Source organism: Providencia sp. PROV255, from assembly GCF_028478065.1.
Taxonomy (GTDB): domain Bacteria; phylum Pseudomonadota; class Gammaproteobacteria; order Enterobacterales; family Enterobacteriaceae; genus Providencia; species Providencia rettgeri.
The window spans coordinates 267,805-293,409 of record NZ_JAMPMI010000001.1; the positions used below are offsets into that span (position 1 = coordinate 267,805).

Annotated in this window: 20 protein-coding genes; 5 read left to right on the plus strand and 15 right to left on the minus strand. The window is 39.6% G+C overall.

The annotated features are described in order from the left end of the window. Window positions 1-158 precede the first annotated feature (158 nt). Both dusB and fis read left to right on the plus strand, forming a co-directional pair. The gene (gene dusB / locus PR725_RS01265; RefSeq protein ID WP_004908195.1) at window positions 159-1,142 is read left to right on the plus strand and encodes a tRNA dihydrouridine synthase DusB; all 984 of its coding nucleotides are present in this window, start codon (window positions 159-161) and stop codon (window positions 1,140-1,142) included. A gap of 7 nt (window positions 1,143-1,149) precedes the next feature. After that, window positions 1,150-1,446 carry a DNA-binding transcriptional regulator Fis gene (gene fis / locus PR725_RS01270; RefSeq protein ID WP_004258438.1) on the plus strand — a complete coding sequence of 99 codons (297 nt, stop codon included), beginning with the start codon at window positions 1,150-1,152 and terminating at the stop codon, window positions 1,444-1,446. 64 nt (window positions 1,447-1,510) lie between these two features. On the opposite strand, the gene PR725_RS01275 is transcribed toward fis, so the two are convergent. Further along, the gene (locus tag PR725_RS01275) at window positions 1,511-3,061 is read right to left on the minus strand and encodes a methyl-accepting chemotaxis protein (RefSeq protein WP_272567208.1); all 1,551 of its coding nucleotides are present in this window, start codon (window positions 3,059-3,061) and stop codon (window positions 1,511-1,513) included. Between the two features lie 474 nt (window positions 3,062-3,535). Between PR725_RS01275 and PR725_RS01280 the strand changes: the two genes are divergently transcribed. Together PR725_RS01280 and PR725_RS01285 are read left to right on the plus strand one after the other, a co-directional pair. After that, complete coding sequence (locus PR725_RS01280) at window positions 3,536-5,671, plus strand: TonB-dependent receptor (protein ID WP_226537895.1); 2,136 nt, start codon at window positions 3,536-3,538, stop codon at window positions 5,669-5,671. Between the two features lie 20 nt (window positions 5,672-5,691). Continuing rightward, entirely contained in the window at window positions 5,692-6,669 is a 978-nt protein-coding gene (locus PR725_RS01285; protein ID WP_164529168.1) for an energy transducer TonB, read from the plus strand. A gap of 91 nt (window positions 6,670-6,760) precedes the next feature. Here PR725_RS01285 and PR725_RS01290 read toward each other — a convergent pair whose 3' ends face one another. The 7 genes from PR725_RS01290 to PR725_RS01320 all read right to left on the minus strand — a co-directional run bounded on the left by PR725_RS01290 (window position 6,761) and on the right by PR725_RS01320 (window position 14,604). Continuing rightward, window positions 6,761-8,008: an aromatic amino acid transporter gene (locus tag PR725_RS01290; protein WP_004908187.1), complete on the minus strand. Its 1,248-nt coding sequence runs from the start codon at window positions 8,006-8,008 to the stop codon at window positions 6,761-6,763. A gap of 63 nt (window positions 8,009-8,071) precedes the next feature. Next, on the minus strand, window positions 8,072-9,475 hold the full coding sequence (locus PR725_RS01295; RefSeq protein ID WP_004908186.1) for a tryptophanase: 1,404 nt from the start codon (window positions 9,473-9,475) through the stop codon (window positions 8,072-8,074). 528 nt (window positions 9,476-10,003) lie between these two features. After that, the gene (locus PR725_RS01300) at window positions 10,004-10,660 is read right to left on the minus strand and encodes a DUF799 domain-containing protein (protein WP_109911667.1); all 657 of its coding nucleotides are present in this window, start codon (window positions 10,658-10,660) and stop codon (window positions 10,004-10,006) included. Then, window positions 10,657-11,010, minus strand: coding sequence for a DUF4810 domain-containing protein (locus PR725_RS01305; protein WP_004908184.1), 354 nt, complete (start codon window positions 11,008-11,010; stop codon window positions 10,657-10,659). The genes PR725_RS01300 and PR725_RS01305 overlap by 4 nt, the downstream gene beginning before the upstream one ends. A 9-nt stretch (window positions 11,011-11,019) precedes the next feature. Then, window positions 11,020-11,694, minus strand: coding sequence for a CsgG/HfaB family protein (locus PR725_RS01310; protein ID WP_110731665.1), 675 nt, complete (start codon window positions 11,692-11,694; stop codon window positions 11,020-11,022). 532 nt (window positions 11,695-12,226) lie between these two features. Next, window positions 12,227-13,354 (minus strand): hypothetical protein, encoded by a 1,128-nt coding sequence (locus tag PR725_RS01315; RefSeq protein WP_272524205.1) that lies wholly within the window; start codon window positions 13,352-13,354, stop codon window positions 12,227-12,229. Then, entirely contained in the window at window positions 13,351-14,604 is a 1,254-nt protein-coding gene (locus tag PR725_RS01320; protein ID WP_164529171.1) for a hypothetical protein, read from the minus strand. The genes PR725_RS01315 and PR725_RS01320 overlap by 4 nt, the downstream gene beginning before the upstream one ends. A 276-nt stretch (window positions 14,605-14,880) precedes the next feature. Here PR725_RS01320 and PR725_RS01325 point away from each other — a divergent pair, with 276 nt between their 5' ends. After that, complete coding sequence (locus PR725_RS01325) at window positions 14,881-15,594, plus strand: UTRA domain-containing protein (RefSeq protein WP_004908180.1); 714 nt, start codon at window positions 14,881-14,883, stop codon at window positions 15,592-15,594. 89 nt (window positions 15,595-15,683) lie between these two features. Here the strand turns inward: PR725_RS01325 and PR725_RS01330 are convergent, their stop codons facing one another. The 7 genes from PR725_RS01330 to hutU form a co-directional block, all read right to left on the minus strand. Next, window positions 15,684-17,366 (minus strand): electron transfer flavoprotein-ubiquinone oxidoreductase, encoded by a 1,683-nt coding sequence (locus tag PR725_RS01330; RefSeq protein ID WP_272567222.1) that lies wholly within the window; start codon window positions 17,364-17,366, stop codon window positions 15,684-15,686. A gap of 11 nt (window positions 17,367-17,377) precedes the next feature. Then, complete coding sequence (locus tag PR725_RS01335; RefSeq protein WP_004908175.1) at window positions 17,378-18,328, minus strand: electron transfer flavoprotein subunit alpha/FixB family protein; 951 nt, start codon at window positions 18,326-18,328, stop codon at window positions 17,378-17,380. 15 nt (window positions 18,329-18,343) lie between these two features. Continuing rightward, window positions 18,344-19,099 carry an electron transfer flavoprotein subunit beta/FixA family protein gene (locus PR725_RS01340; RefSeq protein ID WP_109911663.1) on the minus strand — a complete coding sequence of 252 codons (756 nt, stop codon included), beginning with the start codon at window positions 19,097-19,099 and terminating at the stop codon, window positions 18,344-18,346. Window positions 19,100-19,251: 152 nt separating this feature from the next. Then, the gene (locus PR725_RS01345; protein WP_004908172.1) at window positions 19,252-20,691 is read right to left on the minus strand and encodes a purine-cytosine permease family protein; all 1,440 of its coding nucleotides are present in this window, start codon (window positions 20,689-20,691) and stop codon (window positions 19,252-19,254) included. A gap of 275 nt (window positions 20,692-20,966) precedes the next feature. Continuing rightward, window positions 20,967-22,106, minus strand: coding sequence for an acyl-CoA dehydrogenase family protein (locus PR725_RS01350; protein WP_272567227.1), 1,140 nt, complete (start codon window positions 22,104-22,106; stop codon window positions 20,967-20,969). After that, window positions 22,103-23,287 carry a CaiB/BaiF CoA transferase family protein gene (locus PR725_RS01355; RefSeq protein ID WP_004908167.1) on the minus strand — a complete coding sequence of 395 codons (1,185 nt, stop codon included), beginning with the start codon at window positions 23,285-23,287 and terminating at the stop codon, window positions 22,103-22,105. Before PR725_RS01355 ends, PR725_RS01350 begins: the two co-directional genes overlap by 4 nt. A 56-nt stretch (window positions 23,288-23,343) precedes the next feature. Further along, window positions 23,344-25,011 (minus strand): urocanate hydratase, encoded by a 1,668-nt coding sequence (gene hutU, locus PR725_RS01360; RefSeq protein ID WP_004908165.1) that lies wholly within the window; start codon window positions 25,009-25,011, stop codon window positions 23,344-23,346. Window positions 25,012-25,605 lie beyond the last annotated feature (594 nt).

The following is a 25,605-nucleotide window of genomic DNA, read 5'->3' on the forward strand; positions in this document are numbered from 1 at the left end:
TAACTATTTGTTAAATATAACTAATTTTATAATTGCAAACCTGCAAGATAAAAAAATTAGTGATAAATAACCGTTTGCTCAAAGTTTGTCCTTTCATATCTCGTAAAAAATGCGTAATATACGCGCCCTTGCAGTCACAGTATGGCCCCCATTTAGTTATGCGAATCGGACAATATCAGTTGAGAAACTGTCTTATTGCTGCCCCCATGGCAGGCATTACAGATAAACCGTTTAGGTCACTCTGTTATGACATGGGTGCTGGGATGACAGTATCAGAGATGCTTTCTTCTAATCCTCAAGTTTGGAAGACCGACAAATCTAGACTCAGAATGGTTCATCGCGATGAACTTGGGGTTCGTTCAGTGCAAATAGCTGGCAATGATCCCGATGAAATGGCTGCCGCGGCTCAAATCAACGTTGAGAGTGGCGCTCAAATCATCGATATCAACATGGGCTGTCCAGCTAAAAAAGTGAATCGTAAGCTTGCAGGCTCGGCACTGCTACGCTACCCAGAAATCGTGAAATCGATTCTTGAAGGTGTCGTCAAAGCAGTGGATGTGCCAGTTACCCTTAAGATCCGCACAGGCTGGTCACCTGAAGAGCGAAACTGCATAGAGATTGCCAAATTGGCCGAAGATTGCGGCATTCAAGCTCTCACTATTCATGGCAGAACTAGAGCCTGTCTGTTTAATGGGGAAGCTGAATATGACAATATTCGGGCAGTTAAGCAGACTGTTACCATTCCGGTTATTGCCAATGGCGACATTACTGACCCGCTAAAAGCCAGAGCTGTTTTAGACTACACAGGGGCGGATGCCTTGATGGTAGGCAGAGCGGCTCAGGGAAGACCCTGGATCTTCCGGGAAATCCAGCATTATCTGGACACAGGTGAAATATTGCCACCGATGCCTATGGCAGAGGTACAACGTATTATGCTAGCGCATGTACAGGAATTGCACGACTTCTATGGTCAAGGCAAAGGAGCCCGTATTGCGCGCAAACATGTTTCTTGGTACTTGAAAGAACATGCACCTGATGACCAGTTTCGGCGCTCATTCAACACCATTGAGGATGCCAGCGAACAGCTGGAGGTGTTGGAGGCATTTTTTGAAAATTTTTGCGTAAATAAAGATAAGAGCTGACAGAACTATGTTCGAACAACGCGTAAATTCTGACGTACTAACCGTTGCTACTGTAAATTCACAAGATCAAGTAACTCAAAAACCGTTACGTGACTCAGTCAAGCAAGCACTGAAGAACTATTTTGCTCAATTAAATAATCAAGATGTTAATGATTTATATGAGCTGGTATTGGCTGAAGTAGAACAGCCTTTGTTGGACATGGTTATGCAATATACCCGTGGAAACCAGACCCGTGCAGCCCTGATGATGGGTATCAACCGCGGCACTCTGCGTAAGAAACTGAAAAAATACGGCATGAACTAATCCTAGTCGGTTAATGCAGTATTTTTGTGAGCCCTCACTGTAATCCAGTGAGGGCTTTTTATTATCAAGCCGCAGATAGATTAAACTTCTGAACCGCTTGTTGTAGGTCTTGAGTTTGCTGTGCTAATGAGTTGGCTGCTGTAGCCACTTGCTCAACTAAAGAGGCATTTTGCTGTGTAACACCGTCCATCTGTGTAATAGCGACCCCAACTTGGGCGATCCCTTTGCTCTGCTCTTCTGAAGCTACGGTGATTTGCTCCATAATTGCTGTCACCTCATTAATTCCTTGTAAAATATGCTCCATCGTTTTGCCCATCTCGTTCACTAAACCAGTTCCTTTTTGTACACAAGTTCCTGAGTCTGCAATTAACCGTTCAATTTCCATCGCTGCTTCTGCACTGTGGCTCGCTAACTTACGCACCTCTGCAGCGACCACCATGAAACCGCGCCCATGCACACCTGCACGAGCCGCTTCGATAGAAGCATTGAGCGCTAAGATATTAGTTTGGAAACTGATATCGTTAATCATGTTGATGATATCTGCGATTTTTTGTGAACTTTGGGATATTTCACTCATAGTAACGACAACTGAATCAACAATGCTATTCCCTTTATTCGCGACCACGAACGCTTCACCGACTAGCTGATTAGCTTGAAGTGTGTTTTCCATATTCAGTTGAACTGCTGCTGTAATTTCCTCCATACTCGCTGCCGTCTCTTCTAACGCAGCGGCCTGCTCTTCGGTTCGAGATGAAAGGTCGCTATTACCGTTTGAAATTTCACTTGCCCCCAAATAAATATTGTCACTTCCTTGTCGGATTGTATTGACCGATTCACTTAAATCTTTTCTCATCCCTTCAAGTATTGGAAATAATTTTCCTACACAGCTATTTCCGAATGACTGTACAGGATGGCTTAAATCACCTTTTGCGATATCAATAAAATGCTGTCTCAGTAAACCTAGTGGTTTTTGCATCATTTCTGCCATATAGCGATCCGTAAAAATGAGCATAAAGATCCCTAATATTGCAGTGATGATCATAACCATTCGCGTAATATCCATCACGTTATCAACATGATTTCGAGCTTGGCTAATCAACTCTTCTGCTGTCTGGTTGAATTTTTGAATTGAAGAACCAAACGCTCGGCTCAATGCGGGAGTGATATTATGGGCGTGGGACAAATATTTATTGGTATCACTTTCCATACTAAGGGCTAATTGAGGCTTTACCCCATCATCAAGTAGTGCTTGCCAACTGCTAATTACCTGCTCTGCAATTTCAGGAGTCATTGGCCCTGGGGAAATCAATTTCATCTGCTCTAAATATTTTTCCATATTGGACATTGCCTCTCTGACGGGGCCATAGTCCACTGTTTTTCCTTCACTTTTACTTTCCATTACCCGGGTTAACCGTGTAACAAAACGGAAATATTGGTCATTTCCCTGACTGATTACCGTCATTTGTTGTACTAATTGCCTATCAATATCGTTTCCATCAGCAATGCGTGATAGTGACCAACCACTATATACATTCGTTCCCCCCAAGATCAGACACAAAATACTTAACAATACGAAGACCACAGTGCGAATTGAGTAATTTCGAAGTTTCTGCATAGAATTTCTCTTTTGGTGGGATAATCTGACAATATTTAACTTTATCGGCGTTATAGGAAAATATTTTAACCGCTAGATTTGGTTGTTCTTTATCCTAAATAGGTAAAAATACTTATATTTCAAGGGGGTTACTATTTGATTTTGGGAATCAGAGAAAATTAAAAATTTGAGATTAATGTGAGTAATTTGAAGTAGATCGCTAAATACAAGAATCCAACCTGAGTAAATGAACCATCTCGAATACTATTTTCATGTCTATCCTGACGTAAAAGCTACCATCCCCTCAGTAACATATACCCCCTAAGTCAACAATTTATTTCCACTTAAATCAAATAATTAGACATAGAATAAATTGGTTTAAATTAATTGATCTTGAAATTAATAATAATATAATAAGATTGATTATCATTTGCATTATCATTACAAAAAGGCAAACCGACTCCAATGAAAAACATTTCCTCCGTTGGAAACAATATGGTTAAATTTAAGCCAGATTTTATTTGTTTCATTATTTTATCAACACTTTCTTTTACAACTCATGCAGCCAATAAAGAGCTTAAATCATCGCAGCTTCAAGATGCTACCGATGCAATTGAGCTACAAGATAGTTATGCAAGGCCTGACTACGTTGAAATAGAACGTTTACGAGATACCAAGCAAATTATTGTTATTTCAAAAGAAGATATTCAAGGTAAAGGAAATCGCACAATCTCTGATGTGCTTAAATCCGTTCCTGGTATTAGTGTCGATACCTCTGGGCAAGGTAATATAGACTTGCGAGGACAAGGGGCTGAAACCTCACAACGTAACCTACAAGTATTACTTGATGGGGCTCCAATTACCACATTAGCAAATCACCCTTACACCACTAACTACGATATTATTCCCGTTGAACAACTTGAGCGTATTGAAATCATTCCCGGTGGTGGAAGCGTTATTTACGGCTCAGGGACTGCAGGTGGAGTCATTAATATCACGTCTAACCTGAGAAGTATGGCTAATCCCAAAACAAGTGTTTTATCTGAATGGAACTCAGAAGGATACCGTTTAAATGCTAATTTGGGAGCGCGGGTTAATGATAAATTTTCAATTTTAGGCACAGCCAGTAAACTAAATCGTGACCTTTACTATAAAGATACCTACCGTAATTCAGAATATTATTCATTAGGTGGAAGATGGGATCTCACTTCAGATCAAAGCCTGATGTTGCGAGGAAGCCATCTCACTGAAAGTTCCCAATACGTAAAAACGCTCACATCACGTAATATCAAAAAGTATGGTAAAGACTACGTTCCACCAGACAAAACCGTCACTGTCGGTATTGATGAAAATGGTAAGTTAATTAAAAAAACAATCAGCGGTTATTTGACTGGTGACCGCGAGGTCGATAGCTATAATTTAAGTTACCAAAATGCATTTACGGATAAACTCAATTTTGCTACTGATGTTTTCTACACTGATGGTTTTTATACTAATAATGCCAACTGGGAACAAAAAGTTAATCAAAAAAGCCACGGAACAAAAATCAAATTAGATATCGGCTATCTTGATGATAGTAACCTACTTTTGGGCATAGATTATTCCAAACAAAAGGCTTCTATTCATTATATTGGAAGCTATAAAAAGGACAGTAAAGGCCGATATTATGGGGTTCCTCATAATTTCGATTATGATAAAACCACAAAGGCAATTTATGTCCTTAACAGCCTGAAATCAGATCAATTTGTTTTTACTCAAGGGCTAAGACGTGAATTGGCTGAATGGTCATTTGATAAAAGCGGTACGGTAAATGGATCTGGTACTTCAGACCGTTGGAATACCGCTGCAGAACTTTCTCTTGCTTACCTTTATCGCGATACAGGTCGAGTTTATGGGCGATATGAACGAGGCTACACCCTTCCCGATGGCTTGCAAATCAGTGACCAATCGGTCGTTAATGGTGAAAAAATTTACACGCCGACTAAGGCAGAAGATGAGAAATATGACTTATTTGAGGTCGGCTTAAGAGACAAATTAGCGTTTAGTACTGTCAATGTCACGTTCTGGACATCCAATACAAATAATCAGTTAAATCGCATTTATCTCACTAGCGTCAATGATGCGAAGACAATGAATTTGTTAAAAACTCGCCGCTGGGGAGCCGATGTTGACTTCCAGCAAACGCTCGGTGATTTCACCTTCCAAGAATCATATTCATGGCTCAGAGGACGTTCTGATTATAACAACCATGGCCGCCAATTCTTGGAAGAAAACGGCAAAAACACCATTGATTACACGAAAAGTGGTTTAACTAAAGTGCCAGAGCACTCCGTTAAACTAAAAGTAAAATACGACTTTACTGAGGATTTATCAGGAGATATTCAGTACACCTATTATGGTTCGTACAATAACTTCCTTTCTGATGCCAATAAAGAAGAAGATGGCGTTGTTAAATCACGTGAGCTCATTGACCTGAGTGTTCGTTACACACCGATTGAACACATTGAATTATATGGTGGGGTCACTAACTTAATGAATAAAACTTACTACGACTATGTTACTGCAGGCTACGGCTCATTGATTCCTGGAAATGAGCGCTCATTCTTTGCAGGTATCAAAGCCACCTATTGATTTAAACAGGAAATGTTTCAGTGACTATAAACCCGTTTTTTCGTTATAAACTTGCTTTAGCACTGTCACTCGTTATCCATATCATTGCCATTATGTTTATCGCCCTACAAGCAGGTAGGGCGGTACCTATGGTCGAAGGTGAGGAAACGATAACGCTATCTCTAGGGGGACCAATGGGCTCCGCTGGGGGCTCAGGAGAGCAGAGTAGTAAGAGACAAGCGCAATTACAAGAAGTTATATCAGAATCCTCCTCGAAGGCTGAAGCTGCTTCGCAATTGAAGCAGCTTAGCAAGTCTCAACCTAATGAAAGTAAAATACCCTCAAAAACCCAACTTAAAAATTCATTAACTCCTGTTAATGTCCCCGTTGATAATACAATTGAATCACCTTTGCTCACACAGAAAACCAAAGTAAATATAAAACCGGAGATCAGTCAGCCCGTACAAGGAAAAAAACAAGAAAAACAAAGTAAATTACTGAACAATGACACTCGAAATAACACAGAAAATCAGCTTATTGCCAATAAAATAAGCCATGAAACACAGCAAGACTCACTAGAAACAGCTAAAGAAACACCATCCAATTCAGCGGCTAAAAATCATTCTTCCACCACCTCATCAACTTCAGAAAGTAGTCAAGGTGGTAAAGGGAATAATATATTATCGGGTAATAACCAATTCGCTGCTAATGGTGATGGGAGTTATACCGCACTCGGTTCGAGTGGTATTTCCTATACAATTTTACAGGATGCGACCCCTAAGTATCCAAAAGAGGCTCGCTCCTTAGGCTATACAAAAGTGGTTAAAATACAAATTCGGTTATTAGTTGGATTAGATGGCCAAGTTGAATCCGTTGAAATATTAAACAACAAGATCCCTGATTTAGGTTTTAAAGAAGAAGCGGTGAAAGCGATTAAAAAAATGACCTTTAAACCCATTATTTATCAAGGACAAAATATTAAAATGTACTTTAAAAAAACGGTCATATTTCAATACTAGCTTACAGTCAGCCATATTGTTGGACAGAAAAAAGGTACAGCGAACCCTCACTGTACCTTTGCAGTTATTTTACAGCTTGTATTTTGAAAAATTAACGGTATATCGGTAACAAATTAAACTGCGCTAACAATTGGCAAATAATACCAAAGACACCAAAAGCGATTACGGCATAGATTAACCCCTTTCCGCCCCACACTTTAAATTTAGATTCAGGAAAACGCTCTCTTACCTTTAATGCCATAACTGCAGGGCAAATAATCGCCCATATACATGCCGCCATACCTGCATAAGCTATTGCGATCAAAAAACCATTTGGGAATAACATGCAAAGAATAAGAGGAGGCAAGAAACATAATAATGCAGATTTCATTCTACCTGATGGGTTATCTTTAAAATTTAGCGAAGCAAGAATGTAATCAAATAACCCAATTGCGACACCTAAGAATGAACAGAATACAGCACTAATAGAAAACCACAGTAAGAATGTCGCAATATTTTTGCTATTCAGCACTGCATATAATGATTCAATAAATGCGTCTAAATTACCGCCTTTATTAATAATTGTTAAAAACTCTGCCCGTGGTAGATTTCCCATTGTCCCCATGATCCAAAGAAAATAGAGAACCAGTGCTAATACACAACCGATAACACAACTCTTAACAACCTTTCTTTCATTCTCATGATAAAGCTTATATAGACTACAAACATTCCCATGATAACCAAAAGAAGTAATTGCATAGGGGATAATAATAAAGACAAAAGGTAGCAATGCTGTTTGTCCGCCCTCAACCGGTGAAGTTAATAACAAATCTGTTTTTACAATAAAAAATAACCCAGAGAAAGCCAAAATAAATAAAACTATTTTAATAAATAAAAATAATGATGTTAAACGGCTTGCTCCAACACCACTCCACCAAATACTCGCACCTAATATTAATGTAAAGATAATAAATATTAACCTTAAGTTGATGTTGTATCCATAAATGGCGGCGGCTTCTTTAATCACTGAACCTGCGGCTGATATATAGGCATATATTAATATGTAGAGTACAAATATTAATGCCATATTAGCTATATAGCATGCCCATTTTGGTAATAATTCTTTAGATATGAAAAAGTAATTCGTTCCTGATCCATATTTCGATATACATTCTAAAATATAAATCCCTGAATGAAACATAAAAAAGCAAACAACTAACAAGATAACTACAGAGTTAATAAACCAAGCTCCAGCCATAATAGTGGGCAAACTAAACATACCCGCCCCTATCATGGCACCGCCTAGCACAAAACCCCCTACCATTATGGAGGGTTCTTTTTTGGCTGCCGAATTATTCATGGTGTTTACCTTAAGAATAAGGATGAGGCTCCCGCATTGCACGGGAACCATAAGAACGACCTATTATTTAATTGGTTTTAATCTTGCAGTAAAGTGCCTTAATACTGGTGGTTCATATTCGAAATCAAGACCTTTCAGAGTTGCGAATTTATCTTTTAACCCAATGAGAGCATCTGCAATGTAATCCATATGGTCATTGGTATATACGCGTCTCGCAATAGTTAATCGCATAAATTCCATGTCTGCATGTTTTTGTTTGCCCGTTTCAGGATCACGGCCTAATAAGAATGAACCAATTTCAACCGCACGAACACCAGACTCCAAATAAAGTGCGTTTATAACAGCTTGCGCAGGGAATTGGTCACCTGGAATATGTGGAACCAGTTTTTTACAGTCGACGAATACTGCGTGCCCGCCTGTAGGATATTGAATTGAAATACCACCTTCGCGTAAGCGGTCGCCTAAGTATTTAACTTGCCCTATACGATAATGCAGATATTCTTCACCAGCCCCTTCTTCAAGACCCTGTACCATTGCGGCCATATCACGACCCGCTAAGCCACCATAGGTCACGAACCCCTCCATTGGAACACAGCGTTGTCTTGCCAGTGTGAAGATTTTTTCGTCATTTTTAATACAAACCAACCCGCCGATATTTAATAGTGGGTCTTTTTTCGCTGACATCGTTAATGCATCAGCATACTTGTACATATCAAGAATAATTTCTTTAATTGTCGAATTTTTATATTTAGGATCACGCTCTTTAATAAAATACGCATTTTCACAAAAACGAGCCGAGTCCATGACAACAAAGATATTATGTTGTTTAGCAATCTCATAAACTTCTTTCAAATTCGCCATTGATACTGGCTGACCGCCCGCACTATTACAAGTTACAGTAGATACAATTGCAACAACGTTTTCTGCACCATGCTCAGCAATATTATCTTTTAATTTTTGGATATCAAAATTGCCTTTCCAATCATCATAAGTATCCGAGTCATAGGCTTTTTCGGTAACAATATTAATTGCCTTACAACCGTTTAATTCAACGTGTGCTGCTGTTGTATCAAAGTGGAAATTAGAAATAAATACCGGTTTTTTAGCACCGCCTTGTTCCTGTTTTACTTTCAATAAAACAGGGAATAACATATTTTCAGCACCGCGACCTTGGTGAGCAGGAATGACATAATCATAGTCAAACATCTCTTTCACTTTATCTTTTAAATCATAATAGTTACGAGATCCTGCGTACGCTTCATCACCAGTAATCATTGCTGCCCACTGGTGGTCACTCATCGCATTAGTACCTGAGTCAGTTAATAAATCAATATAAACCGCACTGCTTGGTAGTAAAAATGGGTTATATCCTGCTTCTTTTAACGCCGCTTCGCGTTCTTCTCTTGATGGAATACGGATATTTTCTACCATTTTAATACGGAATGGTTCTACGATTCTTTTAGCCATGATAATACCTTTAATTTTTCATTAAATAATAGAGATTTAACCCATAGTGAAATAAGTTAAAAAAACTTTAAGAAAGGAAAATAGAAAGGTTATTTATTTGGGAAAAAGAAGGCTAAAGAGATATCAATATTGAACCATTTCTTCATATAGAAGAAATACCTTGAAATAAGAGATTCGTTTAACAAGAACATACTATGACTCCTATCAACGAGGAATTAGTACAACCGACAACTATTATATATATAACAGTTGTATTACTAAAGTAATCGCTATTGTCATAATATTGTACCTCTATCACATTATTAGTAAGAGAGGCTGGAACAACTTGACTCAAGTCACAGTCTTAATTTATTTATTAAATAAGAGTTTAATTTTATTAAGTTTAGTTTAACTACATTAGTAAAAAATACATATACTTAATATAACAACATAATTAAATACATTAATTTAACTTAAATAAAAGATAACTTAAATAAAATGGGTAAAATAGTTTTATCCTATTTTACCCATTATTCAAATAATTAATAATTACTGAGCATCTTTACCGTATTTAGGTGATCTAGGCCCATATAAGATACCATTAGGCTTACCAGCAGATAATAACCTAACACTTGTTATACCTGCAATTGCATAGCTTTTATCTGTCATTGTATCTACGATTTGGTTAACAACAGCAGACACTAACGCCCCAATAATACCATTTGACGAGGAATTATTTTCAGCACTCGATGCAGTTGCGGAGCCACTCCATAGTAACGCCCCTGTTTTAGCATCAACCAATTTTGCATCCGCTGTAACGCGAGTATCACTGGAAATAACCTGATAACTTGTTCCGTATTCAGTGATATTCAAATAAAGTACCGCATCATTACCAAAAATTTCACGTAATTTTGCTGGAGGAACAGCCTGAATATCACCCGCATTTGTCATCCCGTTTTGCTTAAAAGTTTCCTCAACAACAGCAACAGGGAACACATAATAACCCGCCTCAGCTAAAGGAAAGGTCGCTTGTGATAATAAACCATGACTTGCCTGTATCTCTGGTGAACTATTTTGTGGTAATAGCACCAGAATACTTTTTGGTTTACTTTGATTAAATGCCGTGTAATCAACTTTAGTTGGCTGAGCACATCCCGTTAATAACCATGTCATCACCAATCCGCAGACTATAAGTAAATGTTTCATTTTACTTTTCCTTTATTTTTCATGAGAAAATCCATGTAAGCCGCAGATTCTGGATACAATGCTTTTTCTGCAGTGAATTCTTGCATTGCAAGATCAACCGCTCCGGTTGTTGAATACAATAACCCTAAATGTGCATGTAACCCTGGCGGAGTTGCCAAACCTTTTGCTTTGCTCATTTCCAAATTCTTTTTCAAAGCTTGAATTTGTTCTTGGGGGCTAGTTTCTGTTTGTTGATAATATTGGTAAACCGTTGTTTGATAACCATCCCAGTTATATAATGGTTTTGGTTCATTGGCACAGCCATTTAATAAAATCGCACCGGCCATAACAGCCAATAATTTAATTTTCATCGTATTTCCTTATTTAGCTGGCTGCCATGCACCGCTTTCAATACCCGAAACTAAGTTATTTACAGCTTCCCTAATGGCTAAATCTAATACTTTTCCATTCAATGTTGAGTCATAACTAGCGGTACCACCAAAACCAATCACTTCCCTATTTGATAATTCATATTCACCAGCACCTTGTGAAGAAAATACCACTTCAGATGTTTGAACATTAACAACGTTTAAATTGACTTTGGCATATGCTACTTGTGATTTACCACGACCTAAAATACCGAATAACTGGCGATCCCCAACTTCTTTTCGCCCAAATTCAGTAACATCACCAGTAATCACATAAGTTGCACCTTTTAACTGTTGAGACTGACCATTAATGCCAGCTTCTTCTTTAAGCTCTTGCATATTTGCACGGTCTAATACATTAAAACGACCTGTTTGCTGTAAATGTGTCATCAAAATGGTTTTAGATTGATTACCTAAACGATCTACACCATCAGAGAAAATACCATTCATATAACTAGAACGATTATCGAATTTCCCTATTGATATTGGGCTTTTTGGACCTGAATATTGAGTATTATATGTCGCAACTTTTTCTACAGCTAAAGAGCGAGAAGATTCTTTAGCGCAACCACTTAATAATGCACTTGCAATAAAAATAGATGCAATACTGATTTTGGATATATTCATTTAGCTATCTCAATTAAAATAAAATTAGAATTAGAATTAATTTTTGCACTGTTATTTTGCATTAAATGAAGAATAGGATCTAGTCAATACTACCTATTTTTTACCTTATGTTTAGCTTAATTTTCAATTACGATAATATTCATAAAGTCACTAAGGTTTACTAAAATAAAATCAACCGTTTGATTAAACATGGATAAATTTAAAAAAATAATTTAATTAGTAATCTTTAGTGATGATATCGAATATCACCCTCTATAGATAATAATATATATTATTATCTATATTTCTTTTATTTTATTTGTTTTTTTCTGATTAAAGGTAATATTTCCATATAATTAATTAGAATTGATTAATTTTTATCTATTTTTCAATCTACCATTGAAAGGCCCTCTTACTCATCTTAACTCGAAAATTTTTACCGCAAGCTATCCCCATCTCCGCATTAAATCAACCTTTTAAGTAACCAATATAAAAAAGGATAGAGTTTCCCCTATCCTTCTTGAATGAGAACACGCTAAATCACAATCGCATATCAATGCAAAGATTGGTAAGTAATAGGCGTTCCCTTAGTCAGGTTACTTTCATTAGAATAACTACTTTCTATTTCAATCAAGGATTGGTCCGTCATATTATATATTTTGTTATACAAAGGATATTCAGGGCGATAACGGATCTCTTTCGTTGCAATATCCATCATTAAGTATTGTTGTGAACCTCTAACTGAATTCGAAACAATTACCCCCTGATTACCAACTTTTAAGCTGTTCAAATGGTTATAACCGCTTTCTGCAATAACGTCAAAATCACCATTAGTCTGGAATTGCATCAAAGAAAATAAACGGCGTGAAGGCTCCTGAGCAACCACAAAAATATCGCCATGACGATTTTGTGCTGATTCATTAATTCTGACAGGTAGCCATTTACTACTAATAACCTGTTTAGTGGGGATATCCATAATAACTTCTAGCGATCCCATTTGATTACCATAGCTGTACCACATTACGATTTTATCTCGATAAGTCGCGTAGGAGAAATTTGAATTACCCGCAATTTCCTCAGGGAATAATGATTTAGCTAAATCACGAACATTCATAAAATGTTCCCATGTCATTCCTTTATCTGTGCTAATAAAGATATTTTCATTATCCGCAACCACATAAAAAGGAGAACCTTTAGATTGATAAATTTTACCCATAATTAATGTCGAAAATAGAGTACTGGGCTTATCTCCCCAAGGAATTAATTCACTTACCGAAAAGTTGGTTAAATTAATAGTACGGTAGCCATCCCTTAGCATGATTAAGCACTCATTTCTTTCACAAACAGCATTATAGAAGCTTTGGTCACCATACGTAATAAAATGGACACCTTGATTATCTGCAAACAATATCTGGTAATCATATTCACTCAACGTTTCATAAGGACTATAAGAATAATAATAGCTAGAACGGCTGCTTTTTTGAGCTATTATTAGCATCCCCTTTTCAGATGGAAATGTCGTTGCGAAATCATAGCTACCTATTGCTACACTATTTTCATTATGGTTTTGCCATTGCCAATCTTCCGTGCCACCACGAATAAAAATAAAAAGAGTTAACAATAAACTGAATGAGAAAATAAACGTTAAAATAAGGAATCGTTTACTGAGAAATGGGTTCATGAACGCACCTCCGTCACATAATCTGTTTTACCGTGCTGCCGACGAAGTTGTTTTAAAAAATATTGAGATTGATAATAGGCATTACCGCGTTTTGACACTTTAAAATAAATCGCCACACATAAAGCAATAAGGAAGCTTATTCCGAGTAAAATAGTTCCTGAGAAACTGATAAACATGACACCAGTATCAATAATATTCATCCAGTCCCAATAATCCCAATAGCCGCCTTTTTCAAAGGTTTCACTAATAGATGCCCAACCAGCAACTAGAATGAAAAGCGCTAGAATACAAAAAATAAAACCCCATAAACCAATATAGAACCCTCTTTCTTGTGGAGCACCTTTACCAATCAGACTATATGCTAGTCCGTCTTGATGATTGAGAATGCCAAAAACCACTTGTTCCTTTGAATTTTCCTGAATGTTTTTATGTAAAACCTCAAGTTCATCCCCCTGCGCAATAAATAGTTTATGATTATTAAAAAGAGGCTCATTTGCTGAGACTAAAACTCCCATGTGTTTTTTATTAATCTGTAAATTAACTTTATTGAGTGTTTGGAGAGTATCTCCTGCAGCGATCGTAAGGTTGTAATTTGCAGTGATATTTACCTTGCCTTTTGTAACTGATAGTGATGTTTTATCAACATTAATTTCAGCGGCTTTATGTAACTTTACAGGCTTAGATTTAGGATTTTTGATACCGTCGATTTCAATATATGAAGTTTCTTCAAACAGTTTATATTTCCCAGCAATAAGTGAATCTAGCGCTTTCAAAATTAACTTTCGTTTTGGACTTAAAATATGCTTTGTTTGTGCGAGTGCTAAGCCAAAAAGAACGATCCCAGAGAAAGCAGCACAACCCAAAATGGCCACTAATATGATCATCAAGAAACTGTCGTCTGCCTCAGTAAAACAGTAATACACCGCAGGTATCAGGGCCATTAAGGCTAACGAAATTAAGTATTGTTTTCCTAATGAACGATTGAAGCTAACGGTTCTATCAGGTTCAAGCCGGCCATGCTCTGCATGGTAAACCCATTCAACCCAATAGCTTCCATCATTCATCTCTTCTGCACAAATAACCAAAGAGTCACCTTGCTGTATGCGCTCTAAAAAAATTTGGCTATTTGAAAAATCATCCTGATTAAAGAAAAATACTTTTTCAGAGGCAATCAATCTTACCATCCCCATTGGACTGACATTTTGATAATCACATTGAGTAAGACTGACATGGAAATATTGAACTCGCATGAGTAAATGCCTATTTCGCTAAGTAAATTTAACATTATGATAATAAATAAAGGTATATAGCCCTAGTAAAACTTACCTTATAATAAAATAATTCAGACAATGACGAGCACCCTAAACTGTTATTTAACTCAGGTTAATCATTAGAAATAGGTGTCTCCTACTAGCAAAGCCGGCAATTACTGATAAACTTGCATTCAATACAAAGTTTGTGAGTGAAATGTGGCAATAAAGCAATTTTACCACTCCTTCCTTTAACAATAATTTTGAATAATAGCGATGACATCACAACCTGCATATAAGCAAATTCAGTCTTACATTTTACGCAGTATTGATTTAGGTATTTTTAAGCCTGAAACTCAAATACCGACAGAATTAGAGCTATGCGCTCAATTTAATGTAAGCCGTATGACGGTGAATAAAGCCATTTCAGAGTTAAGCCAAAAAGGGATCCTAAATCGTATTGCAGGGAAAGGCACATTTGTTGCCACCCAAAAACATGAGCTTCCGGTTACAAAAGCATTTGATATTTTTGATGAGATCTCAACGAGCGGTAACAAATATAGCGGTCACCAATTACAACTTAAAACTATTTCCGCATCAGCAGAAATCGCGCTACAGCTCGGAATTAGCGAAGGAAGTGATGTGGGCTACTGTAAAGTTCTTCATTTTGAAAACGATATTCCTTTAATGTTAGAAGAACGTTATGTTAACCACGCCATTGTGCCTGACTTTGTGAAGCAAAAATATGGCGATACAGAAACACCTAGCGGTTATTTGCAACGCCATTTTCCTGTCAGTGAAATGGAACATACCATTGAAGCCGCATTAGCCACAAAGTCCATCGCTCAATCATTATCAATTAAAGAAAGCTCACCTTGCTTACAACTTAGTCGACGCACTTGGACGGGTAGTACCCTAATTAGCTATGTTAAAATGATCACCGCTGGTTCGCGCTACAAATTAAAATTACATTCGCGAATTGAGAATTAATGCAGAAATAAAAAAATGGGGCAAAATTGCCCCAAAGCGACTGATAAAACAAAAAATATCAAGCACATCTACATCACAATAAATTCGTTTTACATTCCTTGATAAATAGGCCCTTCCCCTCCTTGGGGAGCGGTCCAGGTGATATTTTGTAACGGATCTTTTATGTCACAAGCCTTACAATGCAGGCAGTTCTGTGCATTAATTTGCAGTTTTTCTTCACTTTTATTCCCTATAATTTCATAGACTCCAGCGGGGCAATAACGCGTCTCAGGTGCGGCATATTTCATTAAATTAATTTGGATAGGGACATTAGTATCAGCCAGTTTTAAATGACAGGGTTGTTCCTCTTCATGGTTGGTATTCGATAAAAACACGGAAGAAGGCTTATCAAAAATTAATTTACCATCGGGTTTTGGGTAGTTTATCGGTGTAAAACCTTTCGCTTCTTTTATTCCTTCGTGGTCCGATTGTTTTAATTTCAACGTCCACGGGCTACGCCCTTTTAATAACAGTTGTTCTGCACCAAATAGCATTGAACCAACTACTAACCCTTTTTTCATATAAGGCTTAAAATTCCGTGTTTGGTAAAGCTCTTGATATAACCAGCTCTCTTCAAATAGTTGGCGGAACTGCTTTTTAAACTGTAAATAATCAACCATTCCATTCTGGGTAGCACTAAAGCACGCTTCTGCCGCTAGTGCGCCACTTTTAACGGCACAATGGGTACCTTTAATACGGGCCGCATTTAAAAAACCTGCATCATCGCCAATTAGCACCCCACCAGGAAAGCTTAATTCAGGTAACGCGGCTAATCCCCCCGCCACCATCGTTCTAGCACCATAACTGATCCGTTCTCCACCCGATAAAAAATCACTAAAAGCGGGATGAGTTTTTAAGCGTTGAAACTCATCAAATGGCGATAAATAAGGGTTTTCATAATTTAGCCCGACGACCAAACCCACTGCGACTAAGTTATCTCCATAGTGATAAGCAAAACCACCGCCATAGGTGTGGTTATCTAGTGGCCAACCAACAGAATGGACAACTAACCCTGCTTGGTGTTGCTCTTTTGGAATTTGCCAGATTTCCTTAATTCCCAAACCATAGGTTTGTTTGCCACTCTCTGCGGCTAAATTAAAATGGTTGATTAATTGTTTACCGAGTTGACCTCGGCACCCTTCCGCAAAAAAGGTCATTTTCGCAAGTAAATTCATACCCGGTTGATACATCGCCGTTGGGTTACCTGATTTATCAAGCCCCATATCTCCGGTGGTGATGCCAATTACTTGGTTTGTCTCATCAAATAGCACTTCAGTTGCAGCAAAACCAGCAAAAACATCAACCCCTAATCTTTCTGCTTCAACAGCAAGAGCCGCACTTACCTGCCCTAAGCTGCCAATGAAATTACCATCATTTTTCAAACAGTTTGGTAATAAAGATAGGGGTAAATGACTTGCTTTTTTTTCTTTCAACCATAAAAAACGGTCATGGTTTACAGGTGTTAAGGGGCCTGAAACTTTTTGCTGCCAGCCTGGCAGCAATTCATCGAGAGCCCGTGGATCAATCACTGCACCAGATAAAACATGAGCACCTATCTGTGCGCCTTTATCAATTAAACAAACCGAGATATCTGTTCCTTTCTCTGCGGCTAGCTGTTTTAATCGTATTGCTGCAGATAACCCTGCGGGTCCACCACCGACAATCAGGACATCGAACTCCATCGATTCCCGCTCGGGAGCCTCGTTTATCTTATCAATCTTGTCGATAGCCATTCGTCCACCTCTTACGCTAATGCTTTGTCAAATTCCGGTAAGATCTCAAACAGATCGCCAACAATGCCGTAATCCGCAACTTGGAAAATCGGCGCCTCAGGATCACTATTAATCGCAACGATTACTTTACTTTCTTTCATGCCTGCAACATGCTGAATAGCACCCGAAATTCCTACTGCAATATATAATTCTGGCGCGACAATTTTTCCTGTTTGTCCGACTTGATAGTCATTCGGAACAAAACCTGCATCGACCGCAGCACGTGAGGCACCAACCGCAGCGCCCAATTTGTCAGCTATTGTTTCCAATAGTGCAAAATTTTCACCAGAGCTCAAACCTCTCCCTCCTGAAATAACCACTTTTGCAGAGCTCAATTCCGCACGGCTAACTTGGGTTAGAGATTGGCTTTTTAACTGACTGCGCAAGGGAATATCGGCAAGGGAAATGGTTTCAATTTCAGCATTATTTTGTGTTTCATATCCCCCTGAAAATGCCGAACTACGCACCGTAATCACGACTTGTTGGCCATTATTTTGTACTGTTGCTAACGCATTTCCTGCATAAATAGGTCTAATGAAGGTTTGAGAATCAATAACTTGAGTAATGTCTGAAATTTGTGCTACCCCTAACGTTGCAGCAACCCGTGGGGCTATATTTTTCCCAAATGTCGTCGCAGGAAACAGTAAATGGGTATATTCCTTTGCAATATTAACCACGGCGTGAGCCATCGGTTCTGCGAGTTGGTTTTTCAAGTTATCTGATTGTATTTCTAGAACTTTACTCACACCTTGTATACTCGCAGCTAGCTGAGCGACCAATTCCGTCTCATCTCCTGCAATTAATAAGTGCAAATGATCACCCGCGGTAAGAAGCTGTTTTGCAGCGTTAATACTATGATAAGTAGAATTTTTTATTGTTTGATTATCATGCTCGACAACCACTAATACAGATATTTGGCTCATGGATATTTTCCTCGATTAAATCACTTCTTTCGCTTGCAATGCACTGACTAGCTCTGTCGCACTGCCTAACAATGTACATTGCCCTGCCCGTTTTTTAGGCTCTGAGACACTAAGCGTTTTAATTTGCCCTAATAGAGCAAAATTCATATCAGCAATATCGATAATATCTAACGTTTTTTTCTTAGCTTTCATGATATTAGGCAAAGTTGCATAACGAGGTTCATTGAGCCTTAAGTCCGTTGTGATAACCGCGGGTAATGGCATCTCTAACGTTTCTAACCCGCCATCAATTTCCCTTGTAACCTGCAGTAGTTGGCCCTCAAGCTTAATTTGTGAGGCAAATGTCGCCTGCGGATAATCCAATAATGCGCTAAGCATTTGGCCTATTTGATTACAATCATCATCAATAGCTTGTTTGCCTAATAAAATAAGATCCGGCTGTTCCTTTTCCACGATTCGTTGAAGTAAGCGCGCAATATCCAGTGGTTCTAAAATTAATTCTCCAGGCCTCTGGACTAAAATGCCACGGTCAGCCCCAATCGCCATCGCACTGCGTAATGTTTCTTGATAGCCAATATCACCAACGGAAACAGCAATAACTTCTGTCGCTTTTCCCGCCTCTTTTAAACGTACAGCCTCTTCGACAGCGATTTCATCGAAGGGGTTGATGGCCATTTTGACATTCGCCAATTCAACGCCTGAGCCATCGGCTTTTACTCTTATTTTGACGTTATGGTCTATTACTCGCTTCACTGCGACTAAAATTTTCATAGCAACTCCTATCCCAATTCTTCAACGATTATTGGGTATGATGATGTTCTAAAATCGTTTTTTAGGTTGAGAGAAACCGTAACAGTGATATTCACACTGCTACTGGCTATCTCAATTTTTACTATTTTTAATGCTAGTTTTTGATGAAATGGTTATTTACTTGTGGGTAATATCAATCGGTCTGCCACTGACATAGGCCATTTTTTAATCGCAACATAGTAAATAACACTGGTTGCCACCAAGCCCACAATCCATGAGATATCAACACCACCGAGTTTTTCGACTAAAGGCCCGGTATAAAACCCTGTTGAAATAAAGGGTAACTGTATTAACACACCCGCAATGTAAGTAAATATCCCAACTTTATTCCAGCGCCCATAGCGGCCATTTGGGTTTGCGAGTTCAGGAACGTCGTAGCGACCTTTAGTGACCCAATAGTAGTCAACCAAGTTAATTGCGCTCCAAGGGGTAAAGAATGCAAGCAAAAACAATAAGAAAGCAGAAAAGAGTTTTAAAAATGAGTGCTGGCCTGCTAATCCAAGTAAGGTTGAGAAACTGACCATTAAAATAATAAAGAACAACCTTTGCCCACGAGAAATTTGGCTTTTCCCACGGAAGCCACACCAAATTGCCGCCATAGACATAAAACTGCCATAAGCATTCAGTGCAGTTATCGTCACTTTTCCGTAGAAAATACTGATATATAACAGAGCCGCTATCAAACCAGTACTACCTAAGCCCACAATATACGAGACTTCGTTACCCGCAAACTTATTGCCGGCAAGCGCTGCGGCAAAAACCCCTAAAATCATTGATGCTTGCGTACCAATGACTGTACCTGAACCTACGGCCAAAAAGGCTTTGATTGTCGGAGTTTTAGTCGGTAAATAACGTGAATAGTCCGCAACATAAGGCCCAAATGCAATTTGCCAAGAAGCAGACAATGACATCGCTAATAAAAAGTTAGTCCAGCTAAAATGACGGTTTTCCAGTAAAACCGAAACATCATTCATATAAAATAGACGGAAAAATAGATAGAAGAACGTAATTATGCCGATAACACTCGCTACTTTCCCTAAAATATGGATGATGCGATAACCACAAATTGTGATGCCGATAATCACCACACCAAAAATAATAATTCCAACCCAATCCGTCACATGTAATAACTGACCGACCGCTTGCCCTGCCAGCACGGTACCACTGGCAGAAAACCCGACATACATCATGCAAACTAATAAAATAGGGATGACCGCACCGTATACGCCAAACTGTACACGACTCGAAATCATTTGTGGTAACCCCAATTTTGGCCCTTGCACCGCATGCAAGGCCATCACGGCACCACCTAACAGTTGGCCAATAAATAAGCCAATTAATGACCAGAATACATCCCCACCCAGTACGACTGCCAAGGCTCCGGTTACAATTGCAGTTATTTGTAAATTAGAGCCAAACCAAAGTGTGAATTGGCTTGATAAAGTGCCGTGGCGCTCGGACTCTGGAATGTAATCGATGGAACGCGCTTCGATTAAAGGTACATTCTCCTGCCGGTTTTTTTGCCCTGTAGCGATGTCGTTTGAAACTGTCATGGTAACTCCTCTTTAAGCAAGGCTGGCTTAAAGAATGAACCAATTAATCGTAATGGAACCGCAATAACTACAGTTGTAAGGTACAGTTATTAAGCATTACGCTGGGTGATGTTTTATCTGTTATTCACCCTAAATAACTAATTGAAATACATTCTTAAACCTGATTGTTGTTGTGTTTTTAATTCCATGATCCTGTTGTCAGGTAGTGCTTCCTATAGTGCTCCATAAACCAGTAAACGCCTGTCCCGCTTACTCGGCTCAATACTTAAAATAACTTAGTGGGCATCTAAAACGGCACATGAAATAATAATTTTTTGTATTTCTGATGTGCCCTCAAAAATCCGTAAAATCCGTGCATCACGCACATAACGTTCAAGGGGAAGGTCACGAATATAGCCGTAGCCGCCATGAAGCTGTAATGCTGCATCCGTAACAAAACCCGCGCACTCAGCGGCAAACAATTTCGCCGTCGCAGATTGCAAACTAAAACGCTCCCCTGAATCACGTAATTCCGCAGCTTGCCAAGTCAACATACGAGCGGCCTCCAACTGGGTATGCATATCCGCAATACGCCATTGAGTTCCTTGGTATGCGGCTAAGGGCTTTTTACCAATTTGGCGTTCTTTTACCCAACCTAAAGCACTTTCCATCGCAGCCCGAGCTATACCGAGTGACGTTGCGGCCACTTCAACACGCCCTTTATCTAAAACTTCCATCGCGGTATGGAACCCTTTATTTTCCTCTCCCAATAATGCCGATTCCGGTAGCCAACAATTCAGCGCTAATTCATAAATCGTGCTACCCCGTAATCCCATGGTTTTTTCAGGTTGAGAAAATGCCACGCCTTCCGTGCCTTTAGGGATCATAAATGCGCTGATCCCGCGGGCTCCCGCTTCTACATCCGTTTTCGCATACAACACGATAAAGTCAGCCTCTTTGGCGTTAGTAATATAGTGTTTATTACCCCGAATACGCCAGCCACTATTTTCACGAGTTGCCACGGTTCGCATATCTGCAGGATTAGAACCTGCAGCCGGTTCAGTTAAGCCAAATGCACCTAATAATTCCCCTGCAGCGGCTTTTGGTAACCAATAATTTTTTTGCTCTTCAGTACCACCAATTAAAATCGAATCTGTCGCCAAAAAATGTGCCGTTAGAGCCGATGAAGTCGAAGCACAAGCGGCAGCAACAGCTTCGACTACCTGACTCATCGCCACACTGCCAATACCAAAACCGCCATACTGCTCAGGTAAATTAATTCCCCAACAGCCCATTTCTCCTAACGCTTGTAAACTTTCTGCGCAAAAGGTTTCTGTCTCATCGTATCTTTGTGCATTCGGCTGTAAAATGTCATGACAAACTTTTTCTATCGCATCCACAACCGCTTGTTCTGTTTCATTAATATCAAAACTCATTGCATCGTCTCCGCATTTTTAATGGTTGTTCTCGCTGGCTTATACACTAAGTTTGCCTCACCTAATTTTGGTGCACGGCGGGTTGAATGAGGTTTATTTCCATTGAAAAAAACCGGTTGAGAAACCAAAGGCGTTCCCCCATCATTCAGGTGCGTCAGAACTTGCCTCACTTGGGCATGCTCACTTTGTGTTGCTTGGTGTAAATTATGAATTGGTGAAGCAGGAACGCCCGCGTTTAATAAAATGTCACATACCTCTTCAACGGTTTTTTGGCGTGTCCAACTTTCAATCTCTTTTCTAAGTTCAGCTTGGTGCTGTGTTCGACTCGGGTCATTAAGGTAGCGTGAGTCATGGCATAACTCTGGTTTTTCCATGCATTCGCAAAAGCGTTGGAATAGCTTTTCACTCGCAATCGCGATAACCACTAAGCCATCTTTTGCCTGATAAGTATCGAATGGCGTAGATACTGGATGGCGGTTACCCACTAGGCTCGGAGCCTTATCATGAGCAAATAGGTTTGAAAGCCCAGTTAACTGCATGCTCAGTAAGACATCCACCATCGCTACATCAATATACTGTGCTGCTTCGTCATGACGCTCTCTCGCAAATAACGCACTACTTATCGCCCATGAGGCAAACATCCCTGCACACACATCGCCAATTGACTCACCACTGCGTGTAGGCCCTGTTTCTGGGAAACCAGTGACACTCATTAGGCCTGACATCGCTTGTGCCACGATGTCATAAGCGGGATAACTGGCGAGTGGGCTGTTTTGCCCAAATCCAGAGATACTGGCGTAGATTAATTTAGGGTTGTGCTGCTTTAGGCTCTCAAAATCGATACCGAGTCGTTGAGTCACACCAGGGCGAAAGTTTTCAACCACCACATCACTTTCTTTGACTAGCTGGAATAAAATCGCTCGGTCTTCATCCGCTTTAAGATCCAATTCAATACTGCGTTTACCTCGGTTAATTAAACCGTAATAAACACTTTCCCCATCAATGAATGGCCCTAAATGGCGGCTGTCATCACCGTGGTTAGGCACTTCAATTTTGATCACTTCAGCACCAAGATCGGCCATCATACCTGTGCAATAAGGGCCAGCTAACACTCGGCTTAAATCGATCACTTTGATCCCCGCCAGTGGCCCTTGTCTTTTCTGAGTCAACGCAGCATTCATACTGAATTCCTTTTATTCCAGAAAGATGCCAGCTCAACTTCAGCTGGCAAAGGACATTACTTCACCATCGGCAAGTTCAAGCCTTGCTCTTTCGCACAGTTAATGGCGATGTCATAACCTGCATCTGCATGACGCATTACGCCCGTTGCAGGGTCATTATGTAAAACACGAGCTAAACGCTTATCAGCGGCGTCCGTTCCATCACACACAATGACGACGCCTGAATGTTGTGAGAAACCCATACCAACACCACCACCGTGATGTAAACTGACCCATGTTGCTCCACCTGCGGTATTTAATAGTGCGTTCAATAAAGGCCAGTCTGATACCGCATCAGAGCCATCTTTCATAGATTCCGTTTCACGGTGAGGGCTAGCCACAGAGCCTGAATCTAAGTGATCACGGCCGATCACGATTGGGCCCTTTAACTCACCACTTTTCACCATTTCGTTGAAAGCACGGCCTAATCTTTCTCTGTCTTTTAAACCAACCCAACAAATACGTGCAGGAAGCCCTTGGAATGCGATACGCTCACGTGCCATATCGAGCCAATTATGTAAGTGCTTGTCATCTGGTAATAATTCTTTTACTTTTTGGTCTGTTTTATAGATATCTTCTGGGTCACCTGACAACGCAACCCAACGGAATGGGCCAATACCTTCACAAAACAGAGGGCGAATATAAGCAGGAACAAAGCCTGGAAAATCAAAGGCATTACTAATGCCTTCATCTTTTGCCATTTGGCGAATATTATTGCCGTAGTCAAAAGCCGCTGAGCCACGCTTTTGCATCGTTAACATCGCATCCACTTGGACTGCCATGCTTTTTTTCGCTGCTTTGGTCACTTCAGCAGGTGCGGTTTGTTGTTTTTCACGCCATTGGTCGAGTGTCCAACCCTGTGGTAAGTAGCCGTGTACAGGGTCATGGGCGCTAGTTTGGTCAGTGACGGAATCAGGAGTGATATTGCGTTTCACCAATTCACTGTAAACATCAGCCGCATTACCTAATAGCCCAACAGAAACTGGCTGGCCATTTGCTTTGGCTTCCTCGATATATTGCAGTGCTTCATCTAATGTCGTCGCTTTTTTGTCCACATAACGAGTTCTTAAACGAAAATCGATACGGCTTTCATCACATTCCACCGCTATCATGCTAAAGCCCGCCATGGTTGCTGCTAATGGCTGTGCTCCGCCCATTCCACCTAAACCGCCCGTTAAGATCCAACGCCCTGCTGCGTTACCATTAAAGTGTTGTTTGGCCAGTGAAACGAACGTTTCATAGGTGCCTTGGACGATCCCTTGAGAACCAATGTAGATCCAAGAACCAGCCGTCATTTGGCCATACATCATTAGGCCTTTACGATCTAACTCATTAAAGTGATCCCAATTCGCCCAGTGAGGAACAATATTTGAGTTTGCGATCAATACGCGGGGCGCATCTGGATGGGTAGGGAACACTCCGACGGGTTTACCTGACTGCACGAGTAATGTTTGGTCATCTTCCAGTGTGGTCAGCACATCTAAAATTTTGTCATAGCATTCCCAATCACGTGCCGCTCGACCGATACCGCCATAGACCACTAAGCTTTGAGGGTGCTCAGCAACATCAGGGTCTAAATTATTTTGGATCATGCGATATACCGCTTCTGTCAGCCAGCTCTTACAGGTTTTCTCACTGCCACGTGGTGCGCGGATCACTCGAGTTGAGTCAGTACGATTTAACATGGTTGTATCCCCTATCATCCATTTTTAATTAACTTTAAATTAACAATTTTATTTATAATAATCTGCGAGATACCCAGTTAGTGACGATGCACCTGTGTTTTAAAATTAATTATTTGATTAAAAATCAATAGATTAATTTAATATCAACTTACTCGAGACTATCTATTCATTGAGGGTATTTATCTATGGCTCAAATATATATACATTTACGTCACAAAGTATATACATTTAAATTTGAAATTTTGTAGGAAGTGTGAAGGTTGGAACACAAGAGAAGTTATACAACAACAAGTAGCTGTATGTTTCTAGAGAAAAAGTTGTATATACATTTGTTTTTATGCATAGAAACAAGTAAATAGCGAAATTGCGAGTCACTTCACAGAACGTTGCAACGATGTATAGCAAGAAAACCCATGCGTACCGCTCAAAATGGTGTACACCAGAAACAATAACGGGTTACCTGCATCAACAGATAACCCGAGCAATCAGAAAAAGTGAATGATGATTTAATTTTCTAAATCATTCGCGTTGTGGCTAGGCGGCAAAATGAGGATAGCTTGGGGAGCATACATAAGTATGTGACCCAAGTAGCCG

What these genes read in the sequence shown, in the direction of transcription:
- dusB (WP_004908195.1), top strand. Translation starts at nt 159, where the DNA reads ATGCGAATCGGACAATATCAGTTGAGAAACTGTCTTATTGCTGCCCCC.
- fis (WP_004258438.1), top strand. Translation starts at nt 1,150, where the DNA reads ATGTTCGAACAACGCGTAAATTCTGACGTACTAACCGTTGCTACTGTA.
- PR725_RS01275 (WP_272567208.1), bottom strand. Translation starts at nt 3,061, where the DNA reads ATGCAGAAACTTCGAAATTACTCAATTCGCACTGTGGTCTTCGTATTG.
- PR725_RS01280 (WP_226537895.1), top strand. Translation starts at nt 3,536, where the DNA reads ATGGTTAAATTTAAGCCAGATTTTATTTGTTTCATTATTTTATCAACA.
- PR725_RS01290 (WP_004908187.1), bottom strand. Translation starts at nt 8,008, where the DNA reads ATGAATAATTCGGCAGCCAAAAAAGAACCCTCCATAATGGTAGGGGGT.
- PR725_RS01295 (WP_004908186.1), bottom strand. Translation starts at nt 9,475, where the DNA reads ATGGCTAAAAGAATCGTAGAACCATTCCGTATTAAAATGGTAGAAAAT.
- PR725_RS01300 (WP_109911667.1), bottom strand. Translation starts at nt 10,660, where the DNA reads ATGAAACATTTACTTATAGTCTGCGGATTGGTGATGACATGGTTATTA.
- PR725_RS01305 (WP_004908184.1), bottom strand. Translation starts at nt 11,010, where the DNA reads ATGAAAATTAAATTATTGGCTGTTATGGCCGGTGCGATTTTATTAAAT.
- PR725_RS01310 (WP_110731665.1), bottom strand. Translation starts at nt 11,694, where the DNA reads ATGAATATATCCAAAATCAGTATTGCATCTATTTTTATTGCAAGTGCA.
- PR725_RS01315 (WP_272524205.1), bottom strand. Translation starts at nt 13,354, where the DNA reads ATGAACCCATTTCTCAGTAAACGATTCCTTATTTTAACGTTTATTTTC.
- PR725_RS01320 (WP_164529171.1), bottom strand. Translation starts at nt 14,604, where the DNA reads ATGCGAGTTCAATATTTCCATGTCAGTCTTACTCAATGTGATTATCAA.
- PR725_RS01325 (WP_004908180.1), top strand. Translation starts at nt 14,881, where the DNA reads ATGACATCACAACCTGCATATAAGCAAATTCAGTCTTACATTTTACGC.
- PR725_RS01330 (WP_272567222.1), bottom strand. Translation starts at nt 17,366, where the DNA reads ATGGCTATCGACAAGATTGATAAGATAAACGAGGCTCCCGAGCGGGAA.
- PR725_RS01335 (WP_004908175.1), bottom strand. Translation starts at nt 18,328, where the DNA reads ATGAGCCAAATATCTGTATTAGTGGTTGTCGAGCATGATAATCAAACA.
- PR725_RS01340 (WP_109911663.1), bottom strand. Translation starts at nt 19,099, where the DNA reads ATGAAAATTTTAGTCGCAGTGAAGCGAGTAATAGACCATAACGTCAAA.
- PR725_RS01345 (WP_004908172.1), bottom strand. Translation starts at nt 20,691, where the DNA reads ATGACAGTTTCAAACGACATCGCTACAGGGCAAAAAAACCGGCAGGAG.
- PR725_RS01350 (WP_272567227.1), bottom strand. Translation starts at nt 22,106, where the DNA reads ATGAGTTTTGATATTAATGAAACAGAACAAGCGGTTGTGGATGCGATA.
- PR725_RS01355 (WP_004908167.1), bottom strand. Translation starts at nt 23,287, where the DNA reads ATGAATGCTGCGTTGACTCAGAAAAGACAAGGGCCACTGGCGGGGATC.
- hutU (WP_004908165.1), bottom strand. Translation starts at nt 25,011, where the DNA reads ATGTTAAATCGTACTGACTCAACTCGAGTGATCCGCGCACCACGTGGC.